The sequence below is a fragment of the Streptomyces sp. NPDC059452 genome (assembly GCF_042750035.1).
Lineage (GTDB): Bacteria > Actinomycetota > Actinomycetes > Streptomycetales > Streptomycetaceae > Streptomyces.
The window spans coordinates 126,146-141,736 of record NZ_JBHYVE010000014.1; the positions used below are offsets into that span (position 1 = coordinate 126,146).

The 15,591-nt window shown below is 72.7% G+C and carries 14 protein-coding genes; 6 read left to right on the forward strand and 8 right to left on the reverse strand.

What is annotated here, in order from left to right:
* Positions 1-7: 7 nt before the first annotated feature.
* Positions 8-1,228 carry an acetyl-CoA C-acetyltransferase gene (locus ACFW9Z_RS19985; protein WP_384642376.1) on the reverse strand — a complete coding sequence of 407 codons (1,221 nt, stop codon included), beginning with the start codon at positions 1,226-1,228 and terminating at the stop codon, positions 8-10.
* 188 nt (positions 1,229-1,416) lie between these two features.
* A complete protein-coding gene (locus tag ACFW9Z_RS19990; RefSeq protein ID WP_384642566.1) occupies positions 1,417-2,424 on the reverse strand; it encodes an SGNH/GDSL hydrolase family protein in 1,008 nt (335 codons plus the stop codon).
* A gap of 218 nt (positions 2,425-2,642) precedes the next feature.
* Between ACFW9Z_RS19990 and ACFW9Z_RS19995 the strand changes: the two genes are divergently transcribed.
* Positions 2,643-4,046: a cystathionine beta-synthase gene (locus ACFW9Z_RS19995; RefSeq protein WP_384642379.1), complete on the forward strand. Its 1,404-nt coding sequence runs from the start codon at positions 2,643-2,645 to the stop codon at positions 4,044-4,046.
* A 438-nt stretch (positions 4,047-4,484) separates the two neighbouring features.
* Here the strand turns inward: ACFW9Z_RS19995 and ACFW9Z_RS20000 are convergent, their stop codons facing one another.
* The gene (locus tag ACFW9Z_RS20000; RefSeq protein WP_384642382.1) at positions 4,485-4,946 is read right to left on the reverse strand and encodes a hypothetical protein; all 462 of its coding nucleotides are present in this window, start codon (positions 4,944-4,946) and stop codon (positions 4,485-4,487) included.
* Between the two features lie 221 nt (positions 4,947-5,167).
* On the opposite strand from ACFW9Z_RS20000, the gene ACFW9Z_RS20005 reads away from it, so the two are divergent.
* Positions 5,168-5,986: a MurR/RpiR family transcriptional regulator gene (locus tag ACFW9Z_RS20005; RefSeq protein ID WP_384642569.1), complete on the forward strand. Its 819-nt coding sequence runs from the start codon at positions 5,168-5,170 to the stop codon at positions 5,984-5,986.
* A 193-nt stretch (positions 5,987-6,179) separates the two neighbouring features.
* Positions 6,180-6,719 carry a hypothetical protein gene (locus ACFW9Z_RS20010; RefSeq protein ID WP_384642572.1) on the forward strand — a complete coding sequence of 180 codons (540 nt, stop codon included), beginning with the start codon at positions 6,180-6,182 and terminating at the stop codon, positions 6,717-6,719.
* Between the two features lie 124 nt (positions 6,720-6,843).
* Here the strand turns inward: ACFW9Z_RS20010 and ACFW9Z_RS20015 are convergent, their stop codons facing one another.
* The 5 genes from ACFW9Z_RS20015 to ACFW9Z_RS20035 form a co-directional block, all read right to left on the reverse strand.
* Positions 6,844-7,218 carry a hypothetical protein gene (locus ACFW9Z_RS20015; RefSeq protein ID WP_384642385.1) on the reverse strand — a complete coding sequence of 125 codons (375 nt, stop codon included), beginning with the start codon at positions 7,216-7,218 and terminating at the stop codon, positions 6,844-6,846.
* A gap of 141 nt (positions 7,219-7,359) precedes the next feature.
* On the reverse strand, positions 7,360-7,827 hold the full coding sequence (locus tag ACFW9Z_RS20020) for a roadblock/LC7 domain-containing protein (RefSeq protein ID WP_384642388.1): 468 nt from the start codon (positions 7,825-7,827) through the stop codon (positions 7,360-7,362).
* A gap of 38 nt (positions 7,828-7,865) precedes the next feature.
* Positions 7,866-8,681 (reverse strand): transcriptional regulator, encoded by an 816-nt coding sequence (locus ACFW9Z_RS20025; RefSeq protein ID WP_384642390.1) that lies wholly within the window; start codon positions 8,679-8,681, stop codon positions 7,866-7,868.
* Positions 8,678-9,091 (reverse strand): hypothetical protein, encoded by a 414-nt coding sequence (locus tag ACFW9Z_RS20030; protein WP_384642393.1) that lies wholly within the window; start codon positions 9,089-9,091, stop codon positions 8,678-8,680. The genes ACFW9Z_RS20025 and ACFW9Z_RS20030 overlap by 4 nt, the downstream gene beginning before the upstream one ends.
* Positions 9,092-9,248: 157 nt before the next feature.
* Entirely contained in the window at positions 9,249-10,622 is a 1,374-nt protein-coding gene (locus ACFW9Z_RS20035) for an APC family permease (RefSeq protein ID WP_384642396.1), read from the reverse strand.
* Between the two features lie 205 nt (positions 10,623-10,827).
* Here ACFW9Z_RS20035 and hutU point away from each other — a divergent pair, with 205 nt between their 5' ends.
* From hutU to ACFW9Z_RS20050, 3 genes are all read left to right on the forward strand, one after another.
* Positions 10,828-12,486: a urocanate hydratase gene (gene hutU, locus ACFW9Z_RS20040; protein WP_384642399.1), complete on the forward strand. Its 1,659-nt coding sequence runs from the start codon at positions 10,828-10,830 to the stop codon at positions 12,484-12,486.
* A 374-nt stretch (positions 12,487-12,860) separates the two neighbouring features.
* Positions 12,861-14,072: an allantoate amidohydrolase gene (locus tag ACFW9Z_RS20045; RefSeq protein WP_384642574.1), complete on the forward strand. Its 1,212-nt coding sequence runs from the start codon at positions 12,861-12,863 to the stop codon at positions 14,070-14,072.
* Positions 14,073-14,218: 146 nt separating this feature from the next.
* Positions 14,219-15,538, forward strand: coding sequence for a formimidoylglutamate deiminase (locus tag ACFW9Z_RS20050; protein ID WP_384642577.1), 1,320 nt, complete (start codon positions 14,219-14,221; stop codon positions 15,536-15,538).
* Positions 15,539-15,591 lie beyond the last annotated feature (53 nt).

The following is a 15,591-nucleotide window of genomic DNA, read 5'->3' on the forward strand; positions in this document are numbered from 1 at the left end:
CTGCGGCTCAGCTCAGCCGCTCGATCACCATCGCCATGCCCTGGCCGCCGCCCACGCACATCGTCTCCAGGCCGAACTGCTTGTCGTGGAACTGGAGGCTGTTGATCAGCGTGCCGGTGATGCGGGCGCCCGTCATGCCGAAGGGGTGGCCGACCGCGATCGCGCCGCCGTTGACGTTGACCTTCTCCAGCGGCAGGCCGAGGTCCCGGTAGGAGGGGATGACCTGGGCGGCGAACGCCTCGTTGATCTCGGCGAGGTCGATGTCGCCGATCGTCAGGCCCGCCCGCTTCAGCGCCTGCTTGCTGGCCTCGACCGGGCCGTACCCCATGATCTCGGGGGAGAGGCCGGAGACGCCGGTGGAGACGATCCGGGCCAGCGGGGTCAGGCCCAGCTCCCGCGCCTTGGTGTCGGACATGATCACCAGGGCGGCGGCGCCGTCGTTGAGCGGGCAGCAGTTGCCCGCGGTGACCAGGCCGTCGGGGCGGAAGACCGGCTTCAGTCCCTGCACGCCCTCCAGCGTGACGCCCGCGCGCGGGCCGTCGTCCTTTGCGACGACGGTGCCGTCGGGGGTGGTGACCGGGGTGATCTCCCGCTCCCAGAAGCCGTTCTTCAGGGCTTCCTCGGCGAGGTTCTGCGACCGTACGCCGAACTCGTCCATGTCCTGGCGGGTGACGCCCTTGGAGCGGGCCAGGTTCTCCGCCGTCTGCCCCATCGAGATGTACGCGTCCGGGACGATGCCGTCCTCGCGCGGGTCGTGCCAGCCCGCACCGGACTCCTCGGCGCGGGCGGCGGTACGGGCCTCGGCCTCGGCGAAGAGCGGGTTGTGCGTGTCCGGCAGGCTGTCGGAGTTGCCCTTGGTGAAGCGGGACACCATCTCGACGCCCGCCGAGATGAAGACGTCGCCCTCGCCCGCCTTGATCGCGTGCAGCGCCATCCGGCTGGTCTGGAGCGAGGAGGAGCAGTAGCGGGTGACCGTACAGCCGGGAAGGTGGTCCATCCCCATCTGTACGGCGATGATGCGGCCCAGGTTGTTGCCCTGCTCGCCCCCGGGCAGACCGCAGCCCAGCATCAGGTCGTCGATGTCCTTCGGGTCCAGCTCGGGGACCTTGGCCAGCGCGGTCTGGATGATCGTGGCGGTCAGGTCGTCCGCGCGCAGGTCCTTGAGGGACCCCTTGAAGGCGCGGCCGATCGGCGAACGGGCGGCAGAGACGATCACGGCTTCGGGCATCACGCGGCTCCATGAGGGCTGGAAAGCTGGGTGGACGAGGGAACTCCCCTGGAAGCTACCCGGGCGTATCGCCCGGGTCACCCGGCAGGCCGTGTGATGAGGGACTCTTTTCTAAGCGCTTGCTCAGGGAGTTGGGGTGGGGGGAGGGGGCTGCGCCCGGGCCCCACCCAGGGCCCGGGGCTGTACGCCTACATATGACCGTGTGCCGCGTCCGGGTGCGCGTGCGGTGCCGGTTCCGTCTCCGTGGAGGCGGGCAGGCGCCGCCGCCTGCGGTGCTTGAGGAGGGCCCAGGGGGCGCGGGCCCCCGTGACCTCCGTACCGGCCTCGCGGGCCGCCTGGGAGGCCGCCTCGGCCACCGGGAGGATGTCCTCGCGGCGCGAGCCGTCCAGCCGGTCCGACTCCGGCCACAGGCCCAGCACCGCGCAGAGCGTGGGCAGCACCGCCATCGCCGCCGTCGCATACCCCTCGGCGGAGGGGTGGTAGTTGTCCGGGCCGAACAGCTCGCGCGGGTTCGCCGCGAACTCCGGGCCCAGCAGATCGCCCAGCGACACCGTGCGCCCGCCCTGCTCCACCGCGCCGATCGTCTGCGCCGCCGCCAGCTGTCGGCTCACCCGCCGGGCCAGCCACCGCAGCGGCTGGTAGACGGGCTCGATCGTGCCCAGGTCCGGGCAGGTCCCCACGACCACCTCCGCCCCCGCCGTCCGCAGCCTGCGCACCGCCGTCGTCAGACAGCGCACCGACTGGGTGGCGGGCATCCGGTGGGTGACGTCGTTCGCCCCGATCATGATCACGCAGACGTCCGGGGTACGGGCCGGGTCCGCCAGCAACAGCGAGACCTGCCGCTCCAGATCGTCCGACCTGGCCCCCGGCAGGGCCACGTTCCGCAGGTCCACCGGCCGCTCCGCCACCGCCGCGAGCCCCGAGGCGAGCAGCGCCCCCGGGGTCTGCCCGGCCCGCCGCACCCCCTGGCCCGCCGCCGTGGAATCCCCGAGCATCCCGAGCCGCAACGGATCGTTCGGACCGGCGAACGCCACCCCGTACCGCCCGTCCGCGCTCGGCGGAACCGGTGCCGTACCGCCGCCCACCTGCCTCTTCGCGAGCTGGACCTCCGCCAGGAACACGCCGACGGCCGCCGCACCGATCAGTCCGATGCTGCCACCGCCGTAAGCCGCGCCCGCCGCGATCCGCCGTGCCACCCTTGCTCTCGACACAGTCCGGTCCACCTCCTCCTCGCCGTACAGCCGTACATGTACCTACCTGCCCCGCGAAGGGCGCCGCCCAATCGCACCGCGCGTTTCCGGGCCCGTACGCTCCGTATCCGGCCTCCCGGTCCAGGGGCGGAGCCGTACGTACGCATCGTCCGGCCCGTACGCATACTCTGGGCCGGACCATCTCGGAGATCCCGGAGTACACGGTGCAATTCCACGATTCGCTGATCACTCTTGTCGGCAACACCCCGCTGGTGAGGCTGCGCAACGTCACGGCAGGCATCCAGGCGACCGTCCTGGCTAAGGTCGAGTACTTCAACCCCGGCGGGTCGGTGAAGGACCGCATCGCCCTGCGCATGATCGAGGCGGCCGAGCAGAGCGGTGAGCTCAAGCCCGGCGGCACGATCGTCGAGCCGACCAGCGGCAACACGGGCGTCGGCCTCGCCATCGTCGCCCAGCAGAAGGGCTACAAGTGCATCTTCGTCTGCCCGGACAAGGTGTCCACGGACAAGATCAACGTGCTGCGCGCGTACGGCGCTGAGGTCGTCGTCTGCCCCACGGCCGTCGACCCGGAGCACCCGGACTCGTACTACAACGTCTCCGACCGGCTGGTCACCGAGACGCCGGGTGCCTGGAAGCCGGACCAGTACTCCAACCCGAACAACCCGCGCTCGCACTACGAGACCACCGGTCCCGAGCTGTGGGAGCAGACGGAGGGGAAGATCACCCACTTCGTCGCGGGCGTCGGCACCGGCGGCACGATCAGCGGCACCGGCCGCTACCTCAAGGAGATCAGCGACGGCGCGGTCCAGGTCATCGGCGCGGACCCGGAGGGCTCGGTCTACTCCGGCGGCTCCGGGCGTCCGTACCTGGTCGAGGGCGTCGGCGAGGACTTCTGGCCGAGCGCGTACGACCGTGAGGTCACCGACGAGATCGTCGCGGTGTCCGACAAGGACACCTTCCAGATGACGCGCCGCCTCGCCAAGGAGGAGGGCCTGCTCGTCGGCGGCTCCTGCGGCATGGCGGTCGTCGGGGCCCTGGAGGTCGCCAAGCGGCTCGGCCCGGACGATGTCGTGGTGGTGCTGCTGCCCGACAGCGGCCGCGGCTACCTGAGCAAGATCTTCAACGACGAGTGGATGGCCGACTACGGCTTCCTGGAGGACACCAGCTCCTCCCCGCAGGTCAGCGCGGTGCTGGACTTCAAGGAGGGCCCGCTGCCCTCCCTCGTCCACATGCACCCGGAGGAGACGGTCGGCCAGGCGATCGACGTCCTGCGCGAGTACGGCGTCTCCCAGATGCCGATCGTGAAGCCGGGCGCCGGACACCCCGACGTGATGGCCGCCGAGGTCATCGGCTCCGTGGTGGAGCGGCAGCTGCTGGACGCCCTGTTCACCCAGCGCGCCTCGCTCTCCGACCCGCTGGAGAAGCACATGTCGGCCCCGCTGCCGCAGGTCGGCTCGGGCGAGCCGGTCGAGGACCTGATGGCCGTGCTCAGCGGTGCGGACGGGGCGGACGCGGCGATCGTGCTGGTCGAGGGCAAGCCGAAGGGCGTCGTGAGCAGGCAGGACGTGCTCGCGTTCCTCGCGAGGGACGCCGGCGCCAAGGCCTGACGGCCGCCTCCGGGGCCGCCTCCGGAACGGTGGCGTCGGGGCTTCGCGAAATCGGTACGAGCGCGTCACGTCCGCGCAGCACCCGCTTAACACGGCTCCGGCACATTGGTGGGTGTCGGCAGGGAAACCCGTCGGCACCCAGAACGGCGACACCGGACTACGGAGCGGCTCCCGGACCTCCACCGTCGCCCGGACGCGGCACCCGGCCCTGACCCGGACCCCGTCCTTCGCGGGGACCGTCGTCGTCCCGCCCCCCGGGCCACCGGGGGTGCGGCGGCCCCCGCGACATACGTCACCGCGCGGCCGGCCCCTCCGGGGGTCCGGCCGCGCGGTCGTTCGCGCCACACCCCCGGGAGAGCTGCCAGGCTCGGGCTACGTGCCTCAGCCCTGCCACGGCGACTCAGCCGTGCCACTCCGCCTCAGTCCTGCCACTGCGCCTCAGTCCTGCCACTCCGAGGCCGCGCGGCGCTCCCGGTCCTGATCCCGCTCCCGCCCCCGCTGCCGGAACAGGCCCCCGTTGCGCGCCGCATGGACCGCGTTCACCCCGACGATCCCCGTCCAGGCCACCACCAGCCCCCCGATGCCCGCGTTGACGACCCCGATGGCGGAGAGCGGGACGGCCAGGACGAGCGAGACGACCCCGAACCCGAACCGCTCCCCGAACCCGGGCACCGCCCCGGACTCGGTGGGCGGCCGGGCGGGCCGGGGACCGCGGGCGGCCGCCATCTGCTGCTCGGCGAGATGGCGCCGGACCCGGCGGTCCATCGTGGTGTCGAGGCGCTGCTCGACCTTCTCCAGGAACGAGTCGATGAGCGCGGACTCGTACTCCGGCCCCAACTCGCCGCGCGCCTGGAGAGTGGCGGCGAGATCCTTCTTGAGCTCGTGGTCACGGGCTTCCATACCCGCTACGTTACGAGCGCCGACGGGCCCGAGCACGGGGGCTATCCCCCGTATTTCCCGGGGTGGAAGCCGCATTTCCCGAGAGTGGAAGCCGCCCGTCGCTCCGCACTGCATATGGACATACAGGAGCCTTCCTGGCTGAATGGATCTGTCGGCGCCGATCATGGCGCCGACAGATCCAGCAAGGGGACAGCATGAGTGGGAGCACCCCCGCCGCACGGTTGCAGCGGCTCTTCGAGGGGCACCGGCTCACGCCCACCCAGCGGCGTATCGCGCACTGCATGGTCCGCCGGGCGGCCGACGCGCCGTTCCTCTCCAGCGTCGAGCTGGCCGAGCTCGCCGGAGTCAGCCAGCCCTCCGTCACCCGCTTCGCCGTCGCGCTCGGCTTCGACGGCTACCCGGCGCTCCGCCGCCATCTGCGCGAGGTCGCGCCCGCCGACGCGGAGCAGGAGGACGCGGGGGAGACGTACAACGAGTACCAGCAGGCCGTCCGCGCCGAGATCGAGAACCTCCAGCACCTCTCCGGCCTGCTCGCCGACCCCGCCCCCGTGGAGCGGGCGGGCCGTCTGCTCGCCGGGTCCCGCCCGCTGCCCGTGCTCGGCCTCCGCGCGGCCTCCTCACAGGCACGCGGGTTCGGCTACTTCGCCGCCAAGGTCCACCCCGACGTCCGGGTCCTCGACGAGGGCGGCTCCATGCTCCTGGACCGGATCGACTCCGTCCGCCGGGCCGGGGCCACCGCCCTGATGTGCTTCGCGCTGCCCCGCCACCCCAAGGAGTGCGTGGAGGCGCTGGCGTACGCCGGGGAGCAGGGCCTCACCGTCGTGACGGTCGCGGACTCCGCCTTCGCCCCGGTCGCCAAGTACAGCGCCCTGCTGCTCCCGGCGGCCATCGGCTCCGGCCTCTCCTTCGACACGGTCTGCGCACCGATGCTGCTGGGACGGGTCCTGCTGGAGGCGATGTGCGACGAACTCCCCGACGCCCAGGCCCGGCTGGAGGAGTTCGACGTACGGGCGGCGGCACGGGGGCTGTTCGTGGAGTGACGTACGGCGGCAGCCGGTGCCTTCTTTTCCCGTACGCGTGATGTACAGGTCACCGATTTCGCGGATTCTCACCCGCTCCTCATCTGCGGCCGCTAATCTCCGCGCCCAGAACGACCGGCACAGGCCGCGGTCGGGGACAGGTGTGGAGCGAGAGGGGTACGGCGTGGGGCGTGGAGGGCAGTCGCTGGCGAGAGTGGCCGTGATCGTACGGGCCGGGGCCGCGCCGCTGTGGTGGGCCGGGCTGGTGGCCGCCGGTGCGGGGGCGTTCGTGCCGGGGCTGACCGGGCGCCGGATCGGGCTGCTGGCCGGGGCGGCGCTCTTCATCGTCACTGCGGCCGTGGTGCTGCTGGCGCGCGGCAGGCGGTACGGGGAGCTGGCCCGGGGTGCCTCGCGGGCGGGGCGCGGCGACTTTCTCCAGGACCGGGCCGTGACCGTACGGGGGTGGCGGCGCGCGCACCGGTGGTGGCTGCTGGGGGCGTTCGTGGTGGCCGTCGCGTCCTCGTTCGCGCTGCCGGGCGCGGGCGGTCTTGTGCTCGCGGGCGCGGGGGCCGGTCTCTGGGCCAAGGCCGTACGGATCGGGCAGCGCGAGCGCCACGAGGACGTCCTGTACTGGGTGCGCACCGACTGGTCCGGGCACGGCAGCCCGGTCGCGAAGCGGGTGAAGGCGCACCGGACGACGGGTCCGGAGGCGGGGGACGCCGCGCCGGGCGGGGCGCGGCGTCGCCGCCGGTGAGGGACGTTACGCAGGTCTCAGGCCTCCCGGAGGACAGCCGGAGGCCTCAGGGCCTTCGGATCGGCCGGGGGCTCAGGCCTCCAGGTCGATCCGGGGGCTCAGACCCCCCGGCCGATTCGAGGCCTCAGACCTCCAGGTCGGCCTCGATCTTCTTCAGCTGGTGGCGGGCCATCGCCAGGTTCGCCCGGCTCGCGTCCAGCACCAGGTAGAGGAAGAGGCCGTTGCTGCCGCGGGTCTTGAGCAGCCGGATCAGGTGGTACTGGCTCCCCAGCGTGATGAGGATGTCCTCGATCTCCTCCTTGAGGCCCAGGTGCTCCATGGTGCGGAGCTTGGCGCGGATCACGTCGGTGTTGCCCGCGGCGGCGACCTCCAGGTTGAAGTCCTTGCCGCCGCCGAGCGTGCCCAGGGCCATCCCGCTCGTGTAGTCGACGAGGGCGACACCCGTGGCGCCCTCGATCGAGCTCATCGCTTCCTTCAGTGACGCTTCGGTGTTCGCCATGGAGGCTCGTTTCCTTTCCGTGGCCGGTCGTGGTGACCGGGTCCGTTTCTGTGTGCGCGGTGTGGTGTGTGGGGTGGGGTTCGCGTGGTGCGTGATGCGGGAGTCCCGGTGGTCTTGTGCCGTACGGCGTGGGGGAAGCGGTTACGTGGGGCGCTGCGGGAGTGTGCGGTTGGGGGCGCCGCGAGGTGGGGCGGTGCGGGGCATGGGGGGCGTGCGCTCGGCGCGTTCCAGGGCGGTGTCGACGAGTTCGCCGATCCGGGCGCCCGCGCGGCGGCCCTCCAGGTGGAGCCGGCCGACGTTGATGCGGTCCTCGGCCAGCAGGGTCAGGACGGCGGAGGAGCCGGCGGCGTACGTGGCGATGTAGCCGCTCTCGCCCCGGACCAGGAGCTCCCGGAAGCCGCCCCGGCCGGTGGCCTCCGTCATGCGGATCGAGACGCCGAGCGCGGCGGCGGTGAGGGCGGCGACGCCCTCGGCCTCGATGCCCGGGGTGTCGTGGGCCAGGACCAGTCCGTCGGTGGAGGCTGCCAGCGCCCCGGCGAGCAGGGGGACCCGGGCCCGTATCCGCTGGAGCTCGTCGAGGACACCACGCGTTTCGGCCTCGGGAACCATCAGCTGTCTCCTCCCGGCACGCTGTCTGAGCGCGCGTATCACAGGGCCTCCAATGCGTCTCGGAGCCGGCGCAGCAGGGCGATATCGGGGTCGGCCGTCACCTCGGGGAGCGTGATCCGGCCGTTCATAGAGGTGGCGGTGGCGGGCAGCGGCTGCGCGCGGACCGCCGCCACCAGGCCGGCCGCGGCGAGCCGCCGCAGGTCGACCAGGATGTGGAACGCCGAACAGCCCAGTGCCTGGGCGATGTCGGAGGCCGTACGCACGCCGTCGGCCAGCTCCAGGACCCGGCGCTGGCGGACCGGTACGGGGCTGTCGGCGGTGCGCGCGGCCGTCCGGACCACGGGGGCGCCGTCGCAGGCCGCGTCGGGCCAGATCCGGTCCAGCAGCTCCCGTCTGCGCAGCGTCTCGCGCTGGACGGCGGCCACCGGGACCGGCCGCACCGGGCCGATCCAGTGGGACACCCCGTAACGGAAGCGGGCGGGCGTACCGGTCGGGGCGAGGGCGAAGAACGCGGCGTCGTACAGCGCGCCCAGGTGGCACAACTCCAGGGCGCCGCCCGGCACATGGCCGCTGTCCACGAGATACCGCCCGACCCGCTGCCCGGCCCCGGCCTGCGCCACTGCGTCCCACCAGCCCTCGTGCCGCAGCGTGCCGCCGGTGGTGAGGAGCACGTCGATGCCGGGGGTGTCGGGGCTCTCGGCGTGCACCACCTGGCCCTCGGCGAGATAGAGCGTGCCCCGGTCGCGCATCAGGGCGCCGGTGGCCCGCTCGTCGGCGAGGCGCTGGAGCATCGGGGAGAGGACCGGGAGCCGGTCCGTCTCCTGGGTGCCGGGGTCGGCGGCTATCGCGCTCATGCCAGCACCAGCCGCTCGGCCAGCTCGCCCAGCCGTAGCCGGGCCAGTGCGAGGTTGCCCTCGGAGCGGCTCAGCCAGAGGTGGAGGAAGACGCTGCTGTCAAAAGCCGTCTCGACGAAGCGGAGCATGTGGTAACCGTCTTGTGTGGTGACGATGACGTCCTCTACGGCGGTGCTCGGCGGCCCCTCGGAGCGCTCGGCGACGCCCCCTGCGGTGAGGCGGGCGAAGGCGGGCTGCTCGGCGGTCATCCGGGCGACCTCCGCCGTCTCGGCCGCCGTCGCCTCGTGGTCTCCGTTGGGGGACTCGCCGATGGTGCCGAGCGCGAGGCCGCTCGTCCAGTCGACCACCGAGGCGCCCCGGGCGCCGGGCAGCCTCATGACTTCGAGCAGGCACTCGTCGATTCCGGGCACGCGGATTCCCCTCCCGACGCGGCGTACGGCTGTGACCCTGAGGCTACGCAACGTGCTCACGGCAGGTGGAGGTTCTGGCATTTTCCTTTGGTACATGCGCCGCTGGGTGTAAAGGAGCGGCTGGAATGCGGCGGCCGGGGCGGAAGGTGACGTTCCGTCAGGTGTCCTGCGTGCCGGACTTCGCGCGGGCCGTCATCACCGCCCTGTTCACCGCCCAGAGCCCGACGCCGATCAGCAGCAGGACCCCGGCGCGTACGTACACGTCGGTGCCCCGGTCGGCGAGCGGGCTCGCCAGGATCAGCGAGGTGATCGCGCCGAGCACCGGCAGGGCGGTCGGCGTACGGAAGTGGCGGTGCTCGACCCGGTCCCCGCGCAGCACCAGCACGGCGATGTTGACCACGCCGAAGACACAGAGCAGCAGGAAGGAGGTGGTGTCGCCGAGCCCTTCGATCTCCCCGGTGGAGACCAGGCCGACCGCCAGGACGGAGACGAAGACGATGCCGACCCAGGGGGTGCGCCGGCCTGCCAGGACCTTGCCCATCGCGGGCGGGAGGATGCGTTCGTTGGCCATCCCGTAGCAGAGCCGCGAGGCCATCATGAGGTTGATCAGCGCCGAGTTGGTGACGGCGAACAGGGCGATCAGCGCGAAGAGTTTCGGCGGAAAATCGACGCCGCCCGCCTTCACCACTTCCAGCAGCGGGCCGCTGGAGCCGGCCAGGGTGCGGGAGTCGACCAGGAGCGAGGAGACCAGGGCCACCAGGATGTAGATGGTGCCGGTGATGCCCACGCCGATGAAGATCGCGCGGGGGAAGTTGCGGGCGGGGTCCTTCGTCTCCTCGGCCATGTTGACCGAGTCCTCGAAACCGACGAAGGCGAAGAAGCCGAGCGCGGTGGCGCCGAGCACCCCGGTGAGCAGGGCGTATCCCGTACCGCCGGTCTCGATCTGGGTCAGCCGGGAGGGTTCCCCTTCGCCGCCCAGTACGGCGTACGCGCCGATCGCCAGGATCACCGCGAGCCCGCTGACCTCCACCAGGGTCAGGACGACGTTCGCCTTCACCGACTCGGAGACCCCGCGCAGGTTGATCGCGGCCAGGGCGAGGACGAACAGGATCGCGATCAGGGTCGGCTCCACCGCGTCGGTGAATTCACCCAGGTAGTCGCCGCTGAACGCGCGGGCCGCCGCGCTCGCCGAGGAGAGCCCGGAGCACATGACCATGAAGGCGACGACGAAGGTCAGGAAGGGGACCTCGAACGCCTTCTGGGTGTAGAGCGCGGCCCCGGCCGCCCTGGGGTACTTGCCGACGAGCTCCACGTACGAGGCCGCCGTCAGCAGCGCCACGGCGAACCCGATCGCGAACGGCAGCCAGAGCGCACCGCCCACCTTGCCCGCCACGTCCCCGGTGGTGGCGTAGATGCCGGTGCCGAGGATGTCGCCGACGACGAACAGGATCAGCAGCTTGGGGCCCAGCACCCGCTTGAGCTGCGGTGAGCCCTCGGGGGCCGTTGACGCGGGTGTGCCGGGCGTGCTCATCGGTGCCTCCGGGCGGGCCTCGGGGCGGCCTTCGGGTCGGTTCTCGGGCGGCCCTTGGGTCGGCCTTCGGGTCGGCTCTCGGGTCGGCCCTCGGGTCGGTCGGGGAAACGCCTTCCCGGGCGCGGCGCGAACCGCACCTGTTGACTACGACTATTCAGCGCCTCAGGATGTGAATAGATATTCACCGTCGCGAGGAGGCACCGCCATGTCAGGACCCCGCCCCGTACGAGCGCCGCGCGGCAGCGCCCTCACCACCCTGGGATGGCAGCAGGAAGCCGCCCTGCGCATGCTCCAGAACAACCTGGACCCCGAGGTCGCCGAGCACCCCGACAAGCTCGTCGTCTACGGCGGCACGGGGAAGGCGGCCCGCGACTGGCGCTCGTTCGACGCGATGGTCCGTACGTTGCAGACGCTGAAGCAGGACGAGACGATGCTCGTCCAGTCGGGGCGGCCGGTCGGTGTCATGCAGACCCACGAGTGGGCGCCGCGCGTGCTCATCGCCAACTCCAACCTGGTCGGCGACTGGGCCAACTGGGAGGAGTTCCGCCGCCTGGAGCAGCTCGGTCTGACCATGTACGGCCAGATGACCGCCGGGTCCTGGATCTACATCGGCACCCAGGGCATCCTCCAGGGCACCTACGAGACCTTCGCCGCCGTCGCCGCGAAGAAGTTCGGCGGGACCCTGGCCGGGACGATCACCCTGACGGCCGGGCTCGGCGGCATGGGCGGCGCCCAGCCGCTCGCCGTCACCATGAACGACGGCGTGGCGATCTGTATCGACGTGGACCCGCGCGCCATCGAGCGCCGCATCGAACACCGCTACCTGGACGTGAAGGCCGACAGCCTGGAGCACGCGCTCCAGCTCGCCGTCGAGGCCCGCGACGCCCGCCGCCCGCTCTCCATCGGCCTCCTCGGCAACGCGGCGGAGCTGCTGCCCCGGATGCTCGCCGAGGGCGCGCCGATCGACATCGTCACCGACCAGACCAGCGCCCACGACCCGCTGGCCTACCTCCCGCTCGGCGTCGACTTCGACGACATGGCCGACCTCGCCGCCGAGAAGCCCGCCGACTTCACCCAGCGCGCCCGCGAGTCGATGGCCCGCCACGTCGAGGCCATGGTCGGCTTCATGGACGCCGGGGCCGAGGTCTTCGACTACGGCAACTCCATCCGGGGCGAGGCCCAGCTCGCCGGGTACGACCGGGCCTTCGACTTCCCCGGCTTCGTCCCCGCCTACATCCGCCCCCTCTTCTGCGAGGGCAAGGGCCCCTTCCGCTGGGCCGCGCTGTCGGGCGAGGCGTCCGACATCCACAAGACCGACCAGGCGATGCTGGAGCTCTTCCCGGAGAACGAGTCCCTGCACCGCTGGATCAGGATGGCCGGGGAGCGCGTCCACTTCCAGGGGCTGCCCGCCCGCATCTGCTGGCTCGGCTACGGCGAGCGCGACAAGGCCGGTGAGCGCTTCAACGACATGGTCGCGAGCGGCGAACTGGCCGCCCCGCTGGCCATCGGCCGCGACCACCTGGACTGCGGCTCGGTCGCCTCCCCGTACCGCGAGACCGAGGCCATGCTCGACGGCTCCGACGCCATCGCCGACTGGCCGCTCCTGAACGCCATGGTCAACGTCGCCTCCGGCGCCTCCTGGGTCTCCCTCCACCACGGCGGCGGCGTCGGCATGGGCCGCTCCATCCACGCGGGCCAGGTCACCGTCGCGGACGGCACGAAGCTCGCGGGCGAGAAGATCCGCCGCGTCCTGACGAACGACCCCGGCATGGGCGTCATCCGCCACGTCGACGCGGGCTACGACATCGCGGAGTCCGTCGCCACGGACAAGGGCGTACGCGTACCGATGACGGAGGGCAACTGATGCCGACGGGCACCGATCCGAACGGCACCCCGGGGTATCCGAGCGGCACCCCGGGGGACCTGTCCGGGGACCGGAGTACGCCGTCGGGTGCGGCGGGCTCGCCGGACGGCAGCGGGCAGGACGCGCCCCGGGGCATCGCGTCGGGCGCTCCCGCCTCCCCGGGGGCGCATCCGGGTACGCCGACGGGTGCTGCCGCGCCCGGCCCGGCGGCAGACTCGCCCCGGGGCGCCGCCTCCTCCGGGGCATGCGCGCCCCAGGGCGCCCCCGCCCCTTCCGGGGCCGCCTCCTCCTCCGGGGCCCCCGCCTCCTCCGCGGCCCCCGCCCCCTCCGGCGCCCCCGCGCCCCAGTGGCGTACCGGTGACTCCTTCCTCTCCATGTGGCGTGAGCTGGCCCCCGTCGGCCGCCACCCCGACAGCGGCGGCTACCGGCGCTACGCCTGGTCGTCGGCGGACCTCGACTGCCGGGCCTGGTTCCGTACGCAGGCCGAGGCGCGCGGGCTCACCTACGAGACCGACCGCAACGGCAACCAGTGGGCCTGGCTCGGCGACCCCCTGGCCGGCGACGCCGTCGTCACCGGCTCGCACCTGGACTCCGTCCCCGACGGCGGCGCCTTCGACGGGCCGCTGGGCGTGGTCTCCTCCTTCGCCGCGCTCGACGAACTCTGCTCCCGGGGCGTGACGTTCACCCGGCCCCTCGCCATCACCAACTTCGGTGACGAGGAGGGCGCCCGCTTCGGTCTCGCCTGCGTCGGGTCCCGGCTCGCCGCCGGACAGCTCACCGTCGCCGACGCCCACCGCCTCCGGGACGCGGACGGGATCACCCTGCCCGCCGCCATGGAGGGAGCCGGATACGACCCCGGGACCATCGGCCCCGACCCCGAACGGCTCGCCCGGATCGGTGCGTTCGTCGAACTCCACGTCGAGCAGGGCCGCGCCCTCGACCTGACCGGCGACCCCGTCGGCATCGCCTCCGCCATCTGGCCGCACGGCCGCTGGCGGTTCGACTTCCGGGGTGAGGCCAACCACGCGGGCACCACCCGCCTGGCCGACCGCCGCGACCCGATGCTCACGTACGCCGAGACCGTGCTCGCCGCCCGCCGCGAGGCCGAACTCACCGGCGCCCTCGCCACCTTCGGCAAGATCGCGGTCGAGCCCAACGGGGTCAACGCCATCCCTTCCCTCGTCCGGGGCTGGCTCGACTCCCGTGCCGCCGACCAGTCCACCCTGGACGCCGTCGTCACCGGGATCGAGCGCGCCGCCCGCGAGTACGCCGAGCGGGCCGGGATCGACCTCGACGTCGTACGGGAGTCCTTCACGCCCGTGGTCGAGTTCGAGCACGCCCTGCGCGACGAGCTCGCCAAGATCCTGGAGGGGACGACCGGCGACACGGGGCGCCCCGTCCCCGTACTGGGGACCGGCGCGGGCCACGATGCGGGTATTTTGTCCGCTTCGGTGCCCACCGCCATGCTCTTCGTACGCAACCCCACCGGAATCTCGCACTCACCGGCCGAGCACGCCGCCGAGGACGACTGCACGGCCGGGGTGCGGGCACTCGCCGACGTACTGGAAGGTCTCGCGTGCAGCTGACAAACCGGACCGAGGCGACGACAGGGGCGGCGATGACGACAGGGACCGAGGCCACGACCCGGACGGCGGCGACGACAGGGACCGAGGCCACGGCCCGGGCGGCGACGACCCGGGCGGCGAGTGGGCCCGTCGCCGCGACGTACTGGATGGACCACGCCTGGCTCGGCACCCATGTCGAGCCAGGCGTCACCGTGGAGGTCGCGGGCGGCCGCATCGCCGGGGTCAGGACCGGGGTGGAGACGCCCCCGCCCGGCGCCACCGTGCTGCGCGGCCTGACCCTCCCCGGCCTCGCCAACGCCCACTCCCACGCCTTCCACCGGGCCCTGCGCGCCACCGTCCAGGTGGGCTCCGGGACCTTCTGGACCTGGCGCGAGGTGATGTACCAGGTGGCCTCCCGGCTCACCCCGGACAGCTACTTCGACCTGGCCCGCGCCACGTACGCCGAAATGGCCCTGGCAGGCATCACCTCCGTCGGCGAATTCCACTATCTGCACCACGCGCCCGGCGGCACGCCCTACGCCAACCCGAACGCCATGGGCGAGGCCCTGATCGCGGCGGCGGCCGAGGCCGGTATCCGGATCACCCTGCTGGACACCGCCTACCTCGCGGCCGGGTTCGGCGAGAAGCCCAACCGGCACCAACTGCGCTTCTCCGACACCACCGCCGACGCCTGGGCCGAGCGTGCCTCCCTCCTCAAGGGCGACGACCAGACCCTGATCGGCGCCGCCATCCACTCCGTCCGCGCGGTCCCGGCGGACCAACTGGCCACCGTCGCCGCCTGGGCCGAGGAGCGGAACGCCCCGCTCCATGTCCACCTCTCCGAGCAGACGGCCGAGAACGACGCCTGCCGGGCCGCCCACGGCCGCACCCCCACCCGGCTGCTGGCCGACCACGGGGTCCTGGGCCCCCGCACCACCGGCATCCACAACACGCATCTGACGGAGGAGGACATCGCGCTGCTCGGCTCCTCCACCACCGGCACCTGCATGTGCCCCACCACCGAACGCGACCTCGCCGACGGCATCGGCCCCGCCGTGGCCCTCCAGAAGGCGGGCTCCCCGCTCTCGCTGGGCAGCGACAGCCACGCCGTCATCGACCTCTTCGAAGAGGCGCGCGCGATGGAGCTGAACGAGCGGCTGCGCACCCACATCCGGGGCCACTGGACGGCCGCCGCCCTGCTGCGGGCCGCCTCCGCGGACGGGCACGCCGCACTCGGCCGCCCCGACGCGGGCGTCCTGGAACCGGGCGCCCCCGCCGACCTGACGACCATCGCCCTGGACTCCGTCAGAACGGCCGGGCCGGTGCCCCGACTGGCAGCGGAGACCGCCGTATTCGCCGCCTCCGCCGCTGATGTGCGGCACACGGTCGTGGCAGGGCGTCACATCGTCCGGGACGGCCGCCACACGCGGATCGAGGACGTGCCCGGAGCGCTCGCGGCGGCCGTGGCCGCCCTGTACCACCACTGACCCCGTCCCCGGCAGCGGACCCGCCCGGCATCACGGGCGGGAACCCGCCCGCA